The organism is Micromonospora cathayae, from assembly GCF_028993575.1.
Classification (GTDB): Bacteria; Actinomycetota; Actinomycetes; order Mycobacteriales; family Micromonosporaceae; genus Micromonospora; species Micromonospora cathayae.
The window spans coordinates 3,671,223-3,687,357 of sequence record NZ_CP118615.1; the positions used below are offsets into that span (position 1 = coordinate 3,671,223).

Annotated in this window: 13 protein-coding genes; 4 read left to right on the forward strand and 9 right to left on the reverse strand. The window is 72.7% G+C overall.

Features of this window, described 5'->3' with window-relative positions:
• Nucleotides 1-43: 43 nt before the first annotated feature.
• Entirely contained in the window at nt 44-1,942 is a 1,899-nt protein-coding gene (locus PVK37_RS16840; RefSeq protein ID WP_275028353.1) for a sigma-70 family RNA polymerase sigma factor, read from the reverse strand.
• A 129-nt stretch (nt 1,943-2,071) separates the two neighbouring features.
• Between PVK37_RS16840 and PVK37_RS16845 the strand changes: the two genes are divergently transcribed.
• Nucleotides 2,072-4,582: a S8/S53 family peptidase gene (locus PVK37_RS16845; RefSeq protein WP_275028354.1), complete on the forward strand. Its 2,511-nt coding sequence runs from the start codon at nt 2,072-2,074 to the stop codon at nt 4,580-4,582.
• 117 nt (nt 4,583-4,699) lie between these two features.
• Here the strand turns inward: PVK37_RS16845 and PVK37_RS16850 are convergent, their stop codons facing one another.
• Nucleotides 4,700-5,374: a hypothetical protein gene (locus tag PVK37_RS16850; RefSeq protein WP_275028355.1), complete on the reverse strand. Its 675-nt coding sequence runs from the start codon at nt 5,372-5,374 to the stop codon at nt 4,700-4,702.
• 216 nt (nt 5,375-5,590) lie between these two features.
• On the opposite strand from PVK37_RS16850, the gene PVK37_RS16855 reads away from it, so the two are divergent.
• Complete coding sequence (locus PVK37_RS16855; protein WP_275028356.1) at nt 5,591-6,115, forward strand: DUF3592 domain-containing protein; 525 nt, start codon at nt 5,591-5,593, stop codon at nt 6,113-6,115.
• A gap of 7 nt (nt 6,116-6,122) precedes the next feature.
• Here the strand turns inward: PVK37_RS16855 and PVK37_RS16860 are convergent, their stop codons facing one another.
• The 6 genes from PVK37_RS16860 to PVK37_RS16885 form a co-directional block, all read right to left on the reverse strand.
• Nucleotides 6,123-6,551 (reverse strand): hypothetical protein, encoded by a 429-nt coding sequence (locus PVK37_RS16860; RefSeq protein ID WP_275028357.1) that lies wholly within the window; start codon nt 6,549-6,551, stop codon nt 6,123-6,125.
• A gap of 90 nt (nt 6,552-6,641) precedes the next feature.
• Nucleotides 6,642-7,838, reverse strand: coding sequence for a M24 family metallopeptidase (locus tag PVK37_RS16865; RefSeq protein ID WP_275028358.1), 1,197 nt, complete (start codon nt 7,836-7,838; stop codon nt 6,642-6,644).
• Nucleotides 7,839-7,848: 10 nt separating this feature from the next.
• Nucleotides 7,849-8,898 (reverse strand): PLP-dependent cysteine synthase family protein, encoded by a 1,050-nt coding sequence (locus PVK37_RS16870; protein ID WP_275028359.1) that lies wholly within the window; start codon nt 8,896-8,898, stop codon nt 7,849-7,851.
• A 95-nt stretch (nt 8,899-8,993) separates the two neighbouring features.
• Nucleotides 8,994-10,829, reverse strand: coding sequence for an asparagine synthase (glutamine-hydrolyzing) (gene asnB, locus PVK37_RS16875; protein WP_275028360.1), 1,836 nt, complete (start codon nt 10,827-10,829; stop codon nt 8,994-8,996).
• Nucleotides 10,830-10,922: 93 nt separating this feature from the next.
• Nucleotides 10,923-11,321, reverse strand: a complete 399-nt coding sequence (locus PVK37_RS16880) for a SchA/CurD-like domain-containing protein (RefSeq protein ID WP_275028361.1) — start codon at nt 11,319-11,321, stop codon at nt 10,923-10,925.
• A 285-nt stretch (nt 11,322-11,606) separates the two neighbouring features.
• Complete coding sequence (locus PVK37_RS16885) at nt 11,607-13,190, reverse strand: multicopper oxidase family protein (RefSeq protein ID WP_275028362.1); 1,584 nt, start codon at nt 13,188-13,190, stop codon at nt 11,607-11,609.
• A 154-nt stretch (nt 13,191-13,344) separates the two neighbouring features.
• Here PVK37_RS16885 and PVK37_RS16890 point away from each other — a divergent pair, with 154 nt between their 5' ends.
• Both PVK37_RS16890 and PVK37_RS16895 read left to right on the forward strand, forming a co-directional pair.
• Complete coding sequence (locus PVK37_RS16890; RefSeq protein ID WP_275028363.1) at nt 13,345-14,073, forward strand: maleate cis-trans isomerase family protein; 729 nt, start codon at nt 13,345-13,347, stop codon at nt 14,071-14,073.
• Nucleotides 14,074-14,308: 235 nt separating this feature from the next.
• Nucleotides 14,309-15,409 carry a threonine synthase gene (locus tag PVK37_RS16895; RefSeq protein ID WP_275028364.1) on the forward strand — a complete coding sequence of 367 codons (1,101 nt, stop codon included), beginning with the start codon at nt 14,309-14,311 and terminating at the stop codon, nt 15,407-15,409.
• Between the two features lie 153 nt (nt 15,410-15,562).
• Here PVK37_RS16895 and PVK37_RS16900 read toward each other — a convergent pair whose 3' ends face one another.
• The gene (locus PVK37_RS16900) at nt 15,563-15,916 is read right to left on the reverse strand and encodes a DUF6059 family protein (protein ID WP_275028365.1); all 354 of its coding nucleotides are present in this window, start codon (nt 15,914-15,916) and stop codon (nt 15,563-15,565) included.
• Nucleotides 15,917-16,135: the final 219 nt, after the last annotated feature.

Genomic DNA, 16,135 nt, shown 5'->3' on the forward strand with positions numbered 1-16,135 from the left:
GCCGGGGGCCGTCGCGTCGTCCGGCGGCTGGGGAATCCCAGCGTCAGCCGGGTCGCAGGCAGGGGTCGGTGATCTGGTACGTCGGGCTCTGCGCGGTGCGTCCGTCCGCGGCGGTCATCCGTACCGACCAGGTCAGCGCCGACGCCCGCAGTCGTCCCACCGTCGCCTGGGCGGCCGACCCGTCCACCGTCATGGCCTGGGTCGACGTGGCGGCCCCGGCGGGCGCCCAGCGCACCTGCGCCCCGTCGACCGGGGCGCTGCCGGTGGCCCGCACCACCAGGCTGTAGGTGTCCTGGGCGCAGCGTACGTGCGCGCTCGCCGTCACCGTGAACGCCCGTACCGGCGGCGGCGTGCTGGTCGGTCGGGCCACGGTCGGCGCGGCGGCGGGCGCGGCGGTGGTGGGTACGACGGTCGTGCCCGGGGCGGTCGTCGGCGCGGGTCCCGGTCGGGTACCGGGCGCGACGGTGCCGGGGGACGCGCCGGTGCTGCCCGTCGTGCCGGGTGCCGGTGCCGTCGGGCCTGTCGTGGCCGGGGAGGTGCCGCCGTTGGTGGTGGTGACCATGGCAGTGGTCGACGCCGGTGCCGCCGCCGTCGATGTCTCCGCATCACCGATCGCCGCTCCGGACGTCGCCGCCACCTGTCCGGCCGGCTGCCCGGCGAGCGCCCAGATACCGGTCAGGGCGAGGAGCGCCAGCAGTCCGGCCGCCACCGCCATCCGTCGCCGGCGTCGCCGGACGTGGGTGGCGGCCGAGGTGACCCGGACGGGCTGGTCCCCGGAACGCGGCAGCGCCGCGCCGCCCACACCCACGGCCACGGCGATGGGCTTGGTAGCCGATCCGGTGGCCGGCTCTTCGCCCGGCGCCGGGGTAGGCTGCCCGCCCGGCTCACCGGACCGTCCGGAACCGGCTGCGCCGTCCGTGGACCCGCCGGTACCGGTCGACGTCGACGGCGCGGCGGGCACGTCGGGCGACGACCGTACCTGGACGCTACCGTCGGCCGGCCCGGCGTCGCCGTCGGCCGCAGTGGTCACCTCGGTGTTGCCGTCGGCCGGGCCGGTCACCTCGATGGTGTCGCCGGTTCCCGTGTCCTCGGGACCGCCGTCGGTGGTCGTGCCGTCGGTGCTGCCGTCGGTCGTGGTGCTGTCGGTCGTGGTGCTGTCGGTCGGGGCGGCGTCGGCCAGCCTCGACCACACCGTCCCGGAGACGACCAGGAACCCCGGAGCGGTGTACGCGGACAGCAGCGCCGCCGGGCTGAGCTGTTCCCGGCGGAGCAGCCCGCAGACCGCGCAGTGGTCGATGTGCCGGGCGACCCGCTTGCGCAGGGTGGGGGTGAGCCGGCCCTCCCAGCCGTCGACCAGACCGGCCAGGTCGGGGCAGTCCCGGGTACCGCTGCGGGCGACGAGCAACGCGCCGAGCGCCCGTTCGAGCTGCGCCCGCGCCCGGGACAGGCGGGCGTGGGCGTGTTTGGCGGGTACTCCGAGGGCCGCGCCGATGTCGACCGGGGACAGGTCGTGGCGGATCGCCAGGTGGACCACCTCGCGGTCGCCCGGGTTCAGGGCGGCCGCCGCGGTGTGGACGAGGTCGCGTACCTGCTCGGTGTTGACGTCCGTGCCCGAGTCGGCGGTGTCGGCCACCGGTTCGGCGGCCTCCTCCAGCGGCGCGGAGCGGGACCGTTCCCGCAGCTGCCGCAGGCACTCGTTGCGCACGATCGTGTAGAGCCAGGGCCGCAACCGGTCCGGGTCACGGAGCTGGTCGATGCGCCGGCTGGCGGCGAGGAACGCGTCGTGCACCGCGTCCGCGGCGGCCTCCGGTTCGCGTACCAGCACCCGGGCGTACGTGTAGAGCCGGTCGGCGTACCGCCGGTACATGCCCTCCAGGCCGGCCCGCTCGCCGCGGCGGACGGCTTCGACGAGCGCCCGGTCGTCCTGTGCCGCCGTGTCCATCCGTGACTCCCACCGCTCGTCGACCAGTCCAGTAAAGCGGAGCGAAAAACTTCTGGGGAAATCTGTTGGCATCCCGACCCGTCGGCGCTCACACCGGTGTCACTCCACCACGGACACTGAGGAGACACCGTGACACCCACCCGTTCCACCCGCCGACTGTGCACCGCCGGCCGCCGCGTCCTGACCACCGCCGTCGTGGCGGCGCTGGTCGGCGGACTCGTCGCGCCCGGCGCGGCGGACGCCGTCCCGACGGCGCCCGCCAGCCGGACCGAGGTCCCCGGCAGCACGAACGAGGAGCCGCTGGCCTTCGAGATCGACCCGAGACTGCCGGTACCCCGGCTGCCGCTCGACCCGGTGGGCCGGCTCGGCACGAACCGGGAACTCGGCGTGGTGGCCGGGCCGGACGGGTCACCCGCCGGCCTGGTGCTCGACGAGGTGATGGTGCGGACCGCCGACCAGGCCGGATTGGACGCCTTCCTGACCCGCTGGGGCGGTCAGCTGCTCGACTCGTTCCCGGCCGACGCGCAGGGCCAGGACCATCTGGTCCGAGTGGACGTCGACCGCGCCGACCCGGCGAACCTGGTCGCCGACCTGCGCGCCGCCGAGCCGGGCCAGTCCGGCCGGTACCGGGTCGGCGACGAGCGGGCGCTGCGGCTGCTCGCGTTGGCCGCCGCCGAGTGGCGGACCGGCACCGAACTGGTCCTCGACTGGCTGGTGGAGCCGGCCGGCATCGCCGACGGCAAGGTCTTCGAGGCACCCAACATCATCAACAAGAACGTCTTCGACTGGTCCTACCTGGGGTCGGGCAACCCGATGGACACCGGCGTCGCCAAGGCATGGCAACTGCTCCAGGCCAAGGGCAAGCTGACCAGGCAGGTGAAGTACCTGGTGATGGACGGCGGCTTCCAGAACAACCCGGACTTCCCGGCCAAGGTGACGCTGTACACGGCGGAGTGGGGCAAACCCAACCCCAGCAACTGCACCAACGACACGCCCTGCCCGTGGCACGCCACCGACGTGGTGCTCGCCGGAATGGCCACGGTCGACAACGGTTACGGCACCGCCGGGCCGGCCGGGCCTGTGGTCGACGAACTCGTGGCGGTCCGCAACGGCAACGACTACTGGACGAAGCTGCGCCGGCTGGAGAAGGCCGCCGAGGCGACCCGCCCGGACGTGGTGAACCTCAGCTTCGGCCGAGACGTGACCCTCGGCAAGGACCATGCCCGCACCTGGACCGACCGGCGGATGAAGCACGTCCGGGACACCGGGGCGCTGATCGTGTCGTCGTCCGGCAACAACGGCAAGAACATCGACGGCAACCCGCTCTACGTGCCCTGCGAGAGCGTCCACGTGATGTGCGTGGGCGGTGTGAACACGTGGGACGCGACGGTGTCGGACAAGTCGAACTACGGCACCAGTGACGTGGCCACCTCGGTGGAGATCTACGGCCCGATGTGCGTCCAGCTTCTCCGCGATCCGGCCCAGCCGGGCGCCAACGAGGCGGAGGCGCGGTGCGGCACCAGTTTCGCCGCGCCGTTCGTGGGTGGGGTCGCCGCCCTGGTGATGGCCGCCAACCCGAACCTGACCTCCGCCCAGGTCCGCGACATCCTCAACGAGACCGCGCACGTCGGCGAGCTGGGCTGGCATGTGACCGGCAGCCAGCGCCGGATCAACGCCCTGGCCGCGGTCGCCAAAGCGCTGGGCGTGAAGCCCTCGGTGAGCATCAGCACGCCGCACACCAAGCAGCAGTTCACCGTGGGGCAGTCGGTGGACCTGTGGGGCACGGCCACCGACTTCGGTGGCAAGGACCTGCCGCTGACCTGGACCAGCAACCTCGACGGACCGTTGGGCACCGGGTCGATGACGTTCGTGCCGTCGCTGTCGGCCGGCACCCACGTCATCACCGCCAAGGCCACCGACAGCCTCGGCCAGACCGCCTCGGCGACGGTCACCGTCACCGTGGTGGACAGCCCGGCGACCGCCGCCATCATCTCGCCGCCGGCCGGGCTCAGCCTCGTCGCGGGGCAGCCGGTCAGCCTGGTCGGCACCTCCAGCGACCCGGACACGTCCGGGCCGGTGCCGGACGCGCAGACGTCCTGGACGGTCCGGCGGGGCAACGAGGTGGTCTTCCAGAAGAGCGGCCACCAGGCCGTGCTGCCGGCGGGCACGGTCGTCCCGGGCCCGTACACGGTGACGTTCGCGGCGGGCGGAGCGGTCGTGCAGCGCGTCTTCCTGGTCACCGCGGTGCCGGCCGGGCAGACCCGACCCACCGCCACGATCACCAAGCCGGCGTCGACCCTGAAGCTGTCGACGGTCCATGCCGCGCCGCTGCCGGTCGCGTTCGCCGGGACCGGCACCGACGCCCAGGACGGCACGGTGGCCGGCACCCGCTACCGGTGGACCGCGTACGGCGACGGCGGGGTCAAGAAGGTGCTCTGCCAGGGTAGTGCGGTGCCCACCGGTGGCCCGGTCGACGACATCGTGCTTCCGAAGAGCTGCGCGAGTTTCACCGGCGAGCTGGCCCCGCTGGCCAGCGCGACCACCGTCACCACCTGGTCGGTGTGGTTGGAGGTGTTCGACTCGTCCGGGCTGGTCGGCGTCGACTCCACGCTGGTCGAGATCGAGCGGCTCACGCCCTGACCGGGCGACCGGCCCGCCCCGGTGGACGGCCGGGGGGCCGGGTGACCTGACCGGACCGCCGTCCCGTGGTCCCGCGCCGTTACGTCGGCGCGGGACCACGTCGTCTCGTCGGTCGGGTCAGCAGACCGCGCGCTGGCCCGAGTGGTGGGTGCCGATCCGGCCGATCACGGTCTCGTCGCCGAGAGCGGTGTTGGCGGCGCGGCGGATGTAGCACGAGTACCGGTGCTGGTTGATCACCTCGAGGTGGATGTGCGCGCCGCTGTCGCCGTTGACCTGGTAGCAGCTGGAGTACCGGAACCGGCCGGTCTCGCCGAGCTTGGTCCACGGGCCGACCGTCGCGCCGACGACGATGCCGCCGGGCTTGTTGTTGACGTGCATGACGTCCGCCCGGCCGATGACCTCGCCGGTCGTGGTGTCCCGCGCCTCCAGCCCGATCCGGTAGCCGCCGTCGGCGAGGTTGCCGGTCGCGCAGCCCGGCCGGACGGTGACCACCGTGACCGCCACCGGGTGCCCGGCGGCGGTCTTGCTGCCGAACGGCGAGACGACGGTGGCGCCCGGGTTGCGGTAGATGTCGACCGCCCAGTCGTTGGTGTAGCCCCAGTTGCCGAAGACGATGTGGTGGCTGGCCGGGGCGGACAGCCCGAACCGGTCCCAGGTGGACGATCCCTCGATCGGCGGGTAGACGTTGATCGTGTCGGCGGTGGCGTGCGCGCCGGCCGGGCCCGCCGGTACGACGGCGGCTCCCACCACGAGCGCGATGGTGCCGAGCAGGCGGGCGAGACGTGAACTCATCGTGCCTCCGGGGATCGGTCGGGCCACAGGGCCATGATCATCAGCGCGATGATATATCGAAGTAGATCGAGTTCGTCTCGAGCTTCGGCGGGGCCGGCCAGCAGCGCCCGTCCCAGCCGCCCGGCCGCCCAACCCGACCAGCCACCCGACCACCCACCCGCCGCCGCCGACCGGCCACCCGACCGGCCGATCGACCTGGGCGGGCAGGATGGTGGCATGGGGTGGCGGCAAGGGCGACGGCAGCGGCGGAAGAGGCGGCTGCGGAGCCGCTGGCTGCCCGGGTACTGGTTGCGTCACCCGTGGTGCAGCGCGCTGGCGCTGGCGGTCGGCACGACGGTCTTCGGGTACCTGGGTGTCGAGTCGGCCCACCACACGTACCGGCTGAACCACCACGGCGTACCGGCCGGGGCCACCGTCCGGGAGGTGAACGCCCAGGCACGGGAGGCGTACGTGGTGGTCGCCTTCACCACCGCCGACGGCCGGCAGGTACGCGCGGAGGTCACCGAATACCGCTGGCACCCCCGACCGCGGGTGGGCGACGCGGCCCGCGTGGTGTACGACCCCGCCGCCCCGGCGGACATCGTGCGCGACGCCCGGTGGGGCGACGACTACCTGGACGCCTGGTTCGCGCTCGGCCTGGCGGTGGCGCTCGGCGTCGGTGGCGGCGTGTTCCTGGTCCGCACCTGGTCGATGTGGCGGGAGAACGCCGAGGACTGGCGCGCCGGCCGGCACGTCGCCTGACCGCCGTTCACCGCCCCGCCGGGTCGGACGGCTCGACCTCCCGGGTGACGAGCGCGAAGTCGTGCGCGCACTCGACCGCTTTGGCCAGGTGCAGGGTGGTCGCCGGTGCCTGCGCCAGCGGTGGCGTCCGGACGCTGACCGTGTAGCGGGTGCACAGCACCGTGTCGTCCGGTCCCTCCTCGTCGACCCTGGTGAGGGTCGGCGGCGTGCCGGGCGACCAGTCGCCGGTGGCGGTCCAGGTGTACCGCAGCTCGAGGACACCGGTGCCGGCGTCCCCGCACGAGGACCAGGTCAGCCGGCTCACCGAACCGCCGCCGACGTTGGCCCAGGCGCTCCAGCCGGTGCCGTCGCCGCGCAGCGCCAGCCAACCCGACTCCATCACGCCGTAGTCGTAGGGGCCGGTGTCCCACCGGCCCACCAGGTTCTCGTCCCGCACGCCCGCGATGGTCGCAGCCGCGGTCCGGGCAGCGGACGGTGCCCCTGCGGTATGGAGATCCACCGACCGCAGGGGCACCGTCCCCGCACCTCAGTCCAGGACGATCAGGTCGCGGTCGAGGGTGGTGAGGAGTTGGTTGCCGGTGGCGGTCACCAGGAACGGGTCCTCCACCTGGACGGCACCGAGACCGAACTCGTAGTACGGGGTCTCGATGTTGACGACCACGCCCTCCTCCAGGTCGTCGGTGTTGCCGGGGGTGACGTTCACCCGGTCGTACAGCTCGACGCCGATGCCGTGCCCGACGTGGTTGCGCCGGTAGTGCGGCACCCCGGCCTGGTGCACCGCGTCGACGGTCAGGTCGAACAGCTCACCGCCGGTCATGCCGGGCTTGGCCTCGGCGTACGCCCGGTCGCAGCCGGCCTTCATCGCCGCGTAGTAGCGGACCAGCTTGTCCGACGGCTCACCCAGGCAGGACACCCGGGCGATGTCGGCCCAGTACCCGTCGACCACGCAGCCGACGTCGAACCAGATCGCGTCGCCCCGGCGCAGCGCCACGTTGCTGGGCCGGGTCTGCCCGGCCACCCCGCCCCGACCGATCTTGATGTGGCTGAACTTGGCCCGCGCGCCGACCCCGGCCACCGCCCGCTCGAACTCGCGGACCAGCTCCAGCTCGGTCACCCCGGGCCGGGCCAGCGCGTTCACCGCCTTGATGCCCACCTCGGCCGCCGCCGCGGCGGCGGTGATGCTGCGTACCTCCCGGGCGGTCTTGACCTTGCGGGCCCAGCGCAGCGCCTGGGACACGAAGTGGACGTCGAGGCCGGGCAGCTTCTCCCGCAGCGCGTCCGGGTAGCCGTGCCCCACCCCGTCCTCGTCCAGCCCGATCCGGGCCCCGTCGAGGCCGGCCCGGCGCAGCGTCTCCACCAGCGCGTCCAGCGGGGTCGGCACGGTCGGGGCGTCCACCGAGGTGGCGACCAGCTTCTTCTCCCGGTCGGTCAGCTCGACGCCGTCGGGCAGCTCCCGGTAGAAGATCCCGTACCCGACCGCGCCGGCGATCTCGACGGCCGCGTCGAGCGCCTGGTCGATGTCGCACCGGGACGCCACGAAGTGCGGTTTGTCCAGGGCGTCCCGGGTGACCACCGCGTACGCCTGACCGGTGTGCGGGAAGATCTCCAGGCCGACGGCGGCGACCCCGGTCAGGTAGTAGACGTTCTCGATGGTCGTGGCGACCAGACCGTCCAGGCCCTGCTCGTCCATGAACCGGGCGAGCCGTTCCAGGTTGGCGAACACCGGATCCTCCTCAGGCACTCGTGACCAGGCGGGACACCTGCTCCAGGGTCATCGCCGGCCAGGCCGGGTCCTTGGCGGCGGTGACCAGCAGCTCCGCCGTGGCCAGCGCGGCCACCTGGTCGCCCAGGCCGTGCGCGCGCAGCCACTCGTCGTCGTACGACTCGCCGAGGTAGTTGCCGCCGTCGTCCGGGGCCACCGCGACGATCCGGGACCCCGGGTGGTGGTGGGCGTGGTGCAGCGCCCCGAACACCGCCGCGCCGGCCGACTCGCCGACCAGCAGCCCCTCCCGGCGGGCCAGCAGCCGGCTGGTGGCGATGCCCTCGTGGTCGGCGACCAGGTGCACCCGGTCGACCAGTTCGGTGGTGAGGTTCTCCGGCTTCCAGGCGATGCCCAGGCCGCGCATCAGCCACGTCTCGTACGGGAAGCCGAACGCGCTCGACCCCTTGGCGTCCACCCCGACGGTCACCACGTCGGGCAGCTTCTTCTTCAACGTCTCGGCGAGGCCGCTGATGTGCCCACCGGTGCCGACCGCCGCGACCAGCGCGTCGAACTGGCCCACGTCGTCGAGGATCTCGTACGCGGTCTGCTCGGCGTGGATCTTCGGGTTGGCCGGGTTGTCGTACTGGTTGGGCCAGAACGCCCCCGGGGTGGACGCCAGCAGCTCGTGCACCCGGTTCAGCCGGGGCCGCTGGTAGCCGGTCTCGTCCGGCTCCCGGACGATCTCCAGCTCGGCGCCGAACGCGGAGACGTACTCCACCATGGACGCCGGGGCCTTCGGGTCGGTGACCAGGATGACCCGGTACCCGCGGGCGGCACCGATCAGCGCGAGTCCCTTGGCGGTGTTGCCGGAGGAGGACTCGATGATGGTGCCGCCCGGCTTGAGCCGCCCGTCGCGTTCCGCCTCCAGCACCATGGACAGCGCGGTGCGGTCCTTGACGCTGCCGGCCGGGTTGCGGGACTCCAGCTTGAGCAGGATCTCCGAGCCGTTGTCGACCCGGAGCCGGTTGAGCCGGACCACCGGGGTACGGCCGATTGTGTCCAACACACTGTCATTGATCATGTCGTACCCCTACGCCGTGAAGTCGCCGATGCGAGCGGATTGGTGTCGGTCGGTGCGGGGAGCGGTCGACGCGGGTGCCGCTCAGGTGGCGGCTGTCACAGCGCCAGCCGTACCCGGTAGTGGTGCAGCCACAGGTTGAGCTGGAGGGTCAGCTCAGCCGCGGCGCGGGCGAGCCGGTCCTTGGCCAGCCGGGGCGCGTTCTCGGCCAGGGCCCGTGCGGCCTCGACGTCGATCAGCGGCAGGACCGGCGCGTTCGGGTCGGCGAGGATCGCCCGGAACTCGTCCTGGAGCCGTTGCGCGTAGCTGGGGTGGTTGCTGACCGGCGTGGCGCTCTGCCGGCGCTTGAGCACCTCCTCCGGCAGCAGGTCGGCGACCGCCGCGCGGAGCAGGCTCTTCTCGATCCCACCGTGGTGCTGGTACGCCGCCGGGATGTTGTAGGCGTACTCGACCAGCTTGTAGTAGTTGATCGGGGCGCGGGTCTGCAGGCCGGCCGCGGCGAACACCGACGAGTCCAGCGGACCCCGGGTGAGCACCAGGTACGACACCCGACGCATGTTGCGCTGCCACTCGTCCTCGCCGGGCAGGTACTCGATCTCGCCGAGCGCCTTCTGGTACTCGTCCGCGTAGTACGCCGGCAGTTCCAGCGCGGCCAGGGTGTCCGCGTTGAGCAGGGCGGTGCCGAACCCGTTGGCCGCGCCGAACCGCTGGGCCAGGGCGATCCACGGGAAGGTGCCGGACTCCACCAGCCCCTGGTCGGTGGACCACCGGGCACCCTGGAAGAGCTGGTCGCCCGCGCCGCCGGTGAGCACGATCCGGCCGCCCTGCGCGCTGGCGTGCTGGATGAACAGGTACTGCGAGGTCTCCATGTCGTAGATCCGGGTCGGGGCGTCCTTGGCGCGCAGCATGCCCTGCCGGATGATCGGGTGCAGGATGTCGGTGGACTCCAGCTCGACCAGGTTGTGCACCGAGTCGATCCGGTCCGCGACGGCCTGCGCGTACGGCGAGTCACGGGTGTCCCGCATGACGTCCGCCTCGAACTCGCTGGCCTTGAAGTCCACCGTGTACGTGCGCAGCTTGTCACCGCTACGGCGGCGCAGCTCGGCGGCGGCCAGCGCGGCCACCGACGACGAGTCGATGCCCCCGGACAGCGTCGCCACCAGCTTGGACGTGTCCGCCGGCAGGGTCTCCCGGATGCTGTCCTCCAGCATCCGGCGGACCGTGGCGGTGGTGCTGTCCAGGTCCTCCTCGTGCGGCCGGGAGGTGAGCTTCCAGTACGTCTGCTTGCGCCAGCCGGCCCGGCTGAACCGGGCGATCTCCGCGCCCTTGACCGACTCCAGCCCCTTGAACAGCGGGCCGGGCGGCAGCGCGTGGGAGATCGCCTCCCGCAGCCCGGTGACGTCCAGCACCGCCTCCACCTCCGGGTGCGCCAGCAGCGCCTTCCGTTCGGTGGCGAAGATCAGCCCGGTGGAGGTGTGCGTGTAGTAGAGCGGCTGCTGGGCGAGCTGGTCGCGGGCCAGCACCAGCTCCTCGGTGCGGGCGTCCCAGACGACCACCGCGAACGGCCCGGCCAGCCAGGGGATGAACTCCACCCCCCACTGCTGGTACGCGGCGGAGATCAGCTCGACCGCCGGGGTCTCCGGGGCGAAGCCGCGGCCGGCGGAGCGCAGCCGCTGCCGCAGGTCCTCCAGCCCGAGCGGCGCGCCGGTCACCGCGACGACGACCGGGCTGCCGTCGACCTCGGTGACGAACGGCTGCCGGCCGACGTTGCCGTCCACGTCGAGGGTGCGGTAGCCCAGGGCGGCGCGCGGGGAGACCCACACGGCCTCGCCGTCCGGGCCGCGCTGGGCCAGCGTGGCCGTCAACATGGTGACGACGGGTCGGTCCAGGACCAGGTCCCGGGTGAAGTCGATCCAGCCAAAAACGCCAGACATGGAACTACCTTTCCGCGCTGATCGAGGTGGGGAGATGGACGGTTGCCGGCGGCGGGGGTGCCGCCGCCGGCAACCGGGACGGGTCGGGGCGGTTCAGCCCTCGACGCCGGCCGGCAGCGGGCCGGGGTAGTTCTCCTTGGTGAGCTGCGCGATGCAGCGCATGTGCGAGGCGCGGAAGTGCTGGGCGAACTTCTCCGGGCTGGTGGTGTCGCGCTTGGTCTTCAGGTACGGGGCGAGCCGGCCCTCCAGGTCGTGCACGCCGGACTGCTGGCCCATGTGGCGGCCGACGGCGGCCAGGTCGCCCTCGTAGTGGATGACCCGGACGACGATCTCGTCCTTGATGAAGACGGCGCTGCCGAGCAGCCGGCCGACCTCCTCGCCCTGCTCGTTCTTCATGATCGGCGTGCTGACCCGCCGGAAGTTGGAGAAGATCTCGGCGATCTCGTCCTCGTGTCCCGGAATGACGTCGTAGCTGATCGCGGCGTACGGCATGCTCGCGGATCCTTTCGCGTGGTGAACGGTTGAGGCGGCTGGCCTGACGGGCGGGCCCACGTTCGCCGGCTCCGCCGCTGCGCACGTTTCCACCGGCGGCTCGAAGGCCGATTGGAAAGGGCTCAAGTCAGCACGGTCGATGGCCTCGGCCGGCCGGCCGAGGGACGGGCCGGACACCCACGGTGATCCGGTGGCCGCGTGGTGGCGACCGGGCGCGCAGACGCCGACCGGCGCGCACCCGCAGGGGGTACGCGCCGGTCGGTGCAGTGGTCGTGAACGGGGGAGTCAGACCACCTGGAGGTTGCTCATCATCACCATGTCCTCGTGTTCGAGGTTGTGGCAGTGGAAGACGTACTTGCCCTGGTAGCCGGTGAACTTCGCGGCCACCTCGACGATCTGGCCGGGGAGGATGTCCACGGTGTCCTTCCAGCCGGCGTCGCGGGCCAGCGGTGCCTTGGTCATCCGGCTGAGCACCTGGAAGTGCGCCAGGTGCAGGTGCACCGGGTGGTGCACGTCGGTGACCAGCTTCCAGATCTCCACCGTGCCGAGCTTGGGTTGGGCGTCGATTCGGTTCGGGTCGAACGGTTTGCCGTTGACCGCCCAGATCTGCTTGCCCCCGGAGACGCCCTGACCGAACAGGAACTGCCGGGTCACCACGGCCTGGGACCGGTCGAGCTGCTCGAAGTCGGCCAGTTTGCCGGGCACGGTGCTGTCGTCGGTGGCGCGGGAGGCGACGTGGAACTGCATGATCGCGCCGAGCTTGCCGTTGTCCAGTTCGTTGCGCAGGGTCACCCGGGTGCCGACCTTGAACTGGGAGAAGTCGATGACCAGGTCGTACCGCTCGGCCGGGGCGATCTCGATCTTGTCGTGCCCGATCGGCGCGCCGAGCAGTCCGGCGTCGCTGCCGATCTGGACGAACGACCGGCCCTCGCCGGGCTTCGGGTCGAGGCTGAGCGCGTACCGGCGGGCGTTGGAGCCGTTGAGGACCCGGAACCGGTAGCGGGTGTTGGTGACGTCCATGGTGGGCCAGGGCGCGCCGTTGACCAGGATCACGTCGCCGAGCACCCCGTTGGAGAACTGCCCGGTCACGCCCGGGTCGTGCAGCGAGTGGTCGGATGCCGGATAGCGGAACGAGCCGTCCCCGGCGAAGGCCCGGTCGCAGATGAACAGCGGCACCTCCTTCTCGCCCTTGGGCAGCGGGAGGGCGTCCTCCTCGTCGTCGCGGACCAGGTGGAAACCGGCGAGCCCCCGGTAGACCTGGGGGCCGGTGAAGTCCATCCGGTGGTCGTGGTACCAGAGCGTGGCGGCGGGCTGGTCGAGCGGGTAGATGTAGTCCTTCGTGCCCTCGCTGGTGTTGCCGGCCTTCATGTCGTGGCCGGGCATGCTGCCGCCGTGCTGGTAGCCGCCCTTGGGGAGCAGGAAGTCGATCGGGTAGCCGTCGTGCTCCGGCGGGGTCTTCCCGCCGTGCAGGTGCACGACCACCGGCACGGACAGCTCGTTGCGGTGCCGGACGACGGTGCGCCGGCCGGCGCGCGACTCGATGGTCGGCCCGGGGAAGGTGCCGTTGTATCCCCAGATCTCGGTCTGGTGCCCGGGAATGATCTCGACCTTGGCGGCCCGTTGGGTAACCTCGTAGAAGTCGGTGGTGCCGTCGGAGTTGCTGGGTTTGAGCACCTGCGGCCGGGGCAGGGGGATCTGGAACGGCTCGGGGATGTCGATCTCGCTGGACATCTTGGAGCCGGTGCTGGAGCCGGACCGGCTGCCGAGGTTGTCGCCGATCCGGTCGCCGATCTCGGAGCATCCGGCCAGGGGGACGGCGGCTGCCGCGCCGCCGGCCAGTTGGATCAGACGTCGACGGCTCAGGGTCATGATCAGGCTCCTCACGGGGGAGACCGGCGGAGTGGGTGACCGGTCACAGCCTACTACGCTACACGTAGCCACCCTACCTAAACCGAAAGGCCGAAGGCGACTCCTCCGATCGGCGCTCGTCTGACCCTTGAGTCAGCCTGGCTACCGTCGGCCCATGCCGCAGACCCCCCACGATCCGGAGTGGACCCACCGGCTCGGTTTCCTGGTGCCCAGCGTCAACACCGTCATCGAACGGGACCTACGGCTGAGTCTGCCCGATCCGGTCAGTGCCCACGTGGCGCGGATGCCGATCACCCGGGACACCCCGGAACAACTCGCCGCGCTCGCCGACTCGGTGCCCGGGGCCGCCCGGCTGCTCGCCCACGCGGCCGTCGGCTCCATCGTCTTCGCCTGCACCAGCGGCAGCCTCTACCACGGGCTCGGCTACGACACCGCGATCACCGAACGGATCACCGAGGCGTCCGGGGTGCCGGCCTCCACCACGTCCACCGCGGCGGTGGCGGCGCTGCGCTCGCTCGGCCTGACCCGGGTGCTGCTGCTCACCCCGTACGAGCCGTGGCTGGACGACCTGGTGGTGAAGTTCCTGGGCGCGCACGGCATCGAGGTGACCGGTACCGCCGGCCCGGCCCTGCCGGATCCGCTGGACACCGCCTCGGTGCCGCCGGCGGGGATCGCCGACGCGGTCACCGACCTCGGACGCGCCGAGGGGATCTTCATCAGCTGCACCGCCTTCCGGGGCCTGGAGGCGGCCGGGATCCTGCGCGAACGCCTCGGCGTACCGGTCGTGTCCAGCAACGAGGCGACCGTCTGGGAGGGACTGCGCCTGGCCGGACGCGCCGGTGCCGCCTTCCCGTCCCAGGGGTACGCCGCCCTGCGCCGGTGAGCCGCCGCAGGTCCGGCCGGGTGGAGTACCGCCGCCGCGCCGCCACCTCGGGGTCGGCCGGGTCGATCACCTCGGGGTCGGCTGGGTCGATCACTGCCGGGTTGGGTGGGTGGATCGCCGCGCCGGCACCTCCGGGTCGGGTGGGTGGATCACCGCCTAAACTGGACGCCCCCGGCCGGCCGTCCCGTGGCGGGCCTGTCCGGCTGCTGTCCGTCCATCCAGGTCTGGGGGAGTCATGCCCACCGTTCAGAACCCGCGGCTGACCGGGCTCGTCTGCATCCGCTGCGGTCGCCGGTACGAGATCGCCGACCACTCCACCGGCTGTCCCGCCTGCCTGGCCGAGGGCACCCCGGCGAACCTGGAGTGTGCGTACGCGCCCGGTGGCCCCGGCGGGGTCGAGCAGCCCTACCTGCGGCCGGTTACCCTCGGCGAGGGCGGCACCCCGCTGCTGACCGACGTCACCGGGGCGGTTCCCGGTCTCGACGTCACGCTGAAGTGGGAGGGGGCCAACCCGACCGGCTCGCACAAGGACCGGTTCAGCGCGGTGGCGGTCAGCCGGGCGGTGCACGCCGGCTACCAGGGGATCGCCGCCGCCTCCTCCGGCAACGCCGGGGTGTCCCTGGCCACGTACTGCGGACGGGCCGGGCTGCGCTGCGAGATCGCGGTCACCGACGACACCCCCGGCCAGGTGGTGGACCTGATGCGCGACCTCGGCGCCGAGGTGGTCTCCTTCCCGCACAGCGAGCAGCGGTGGGAGCACATCGCCGGGTACCGGGACTCGACGACCATGCTCCCGGTCACGAACTTCGTCGTCCCCCCGGTGGGGAGCAGCCCGTTCGGCATCGAGGGGTACAAGCTCGTCGCCGAGGAGATCCTCACCGACCGCTCCGGCGCGGCCCCGGAGTGGGTGGTCGTGCCGGCCTCCCGGGGCGACCTGGCCTGGGGGGTGTACCTCGGTTTCCGGGAGCTGCTCGGTGCCGGCGCGGTGCCCCGGATCCTGCTGGTCGAGCCGTTCCCCCGGGTGGTGTCCGTGCTCGCCGGGGCCGACCCGTACGCCACCTTCCCCGGCACCACCCGCGCGATGCCGTCGCTGGGCGGCAACCAGCTCGCCCTGCAGGCGGTCGAGGCGGTCCGCCGTTCCCGGGGTCACGCCGAGGCGGTGGACGACGAGCGGGTGCTGGCCGAGACGCGGCGGCTCTGGCGGGCCGGTCTGCCGTTGGAGCCGAGCAGCGCGGCCGGGCTGGTCGCGGTCTCCCAGGCGCTGGCCGCCGGCACGATGACCGCCGACTCCGACGTCGTGGTACTGGCCACCGCGCACGGTCTCAAGGGCATGTGAGCCGTCCCGGCCCGGACGGGGGCTCGGCCCGGACGGTGACGGTCCCGGCGGGCGGGTGACCGCCCCGCGCCGGTGGCGGCCCTGCACTGCTGGTTGCCCTGCGCTGCTAGTCGTCCCGCGCCCGGTGGCCGTGCGGTGCGGCCGTTCGGCGGGTCAGCGGAGCTGGGACCAGAGCCGGCGTTCCACCGGGGTGGGCGGTACGTGCGGGATGAGGCGCTCCGGGTGCCCGGTCGGGGGTGCGCCCACGGGTGGCCCCGCCGGTCGGGTGGCCCCGGGTGGCCCCGCCGGGCATGCGTCTGCGGCTGGCCCGGCCGGTCGGGCTGTCGGGTCCGGGGCGGCGGTGTCCCGCGCCCTGGTCGGGGCGGGAGTGCCGGGTGCGGGGAACGCCTCCGGCGGCAGCGGCAGACCGATGAGCGCCGCGCCGAACGACCTCAGCCCGGTGAACACCTCCCGGGCCGCGCTGACGACCAGTCGCCCGCAACTGCTCAGGAACCTGTACGCGTACATCCCGCCGCCCTCGTCCGCAGGTCCGCGCGGGCGCGGCGACGGCGGTCCCGGTGCGGTGCCGACCCGGTCCCGCCGATGCGCCCGGCCGGGCCAGCATGATCGGGACGGCTCGACCCGGGGTCGAGTGACGGTGGTGGATTCCCGTCGGCGGGACGACCGCGCAGAACCCCTGATCACCGCGAATAGGGCAGCTACCTGTAGCTAGGCTACTCCAGGCCG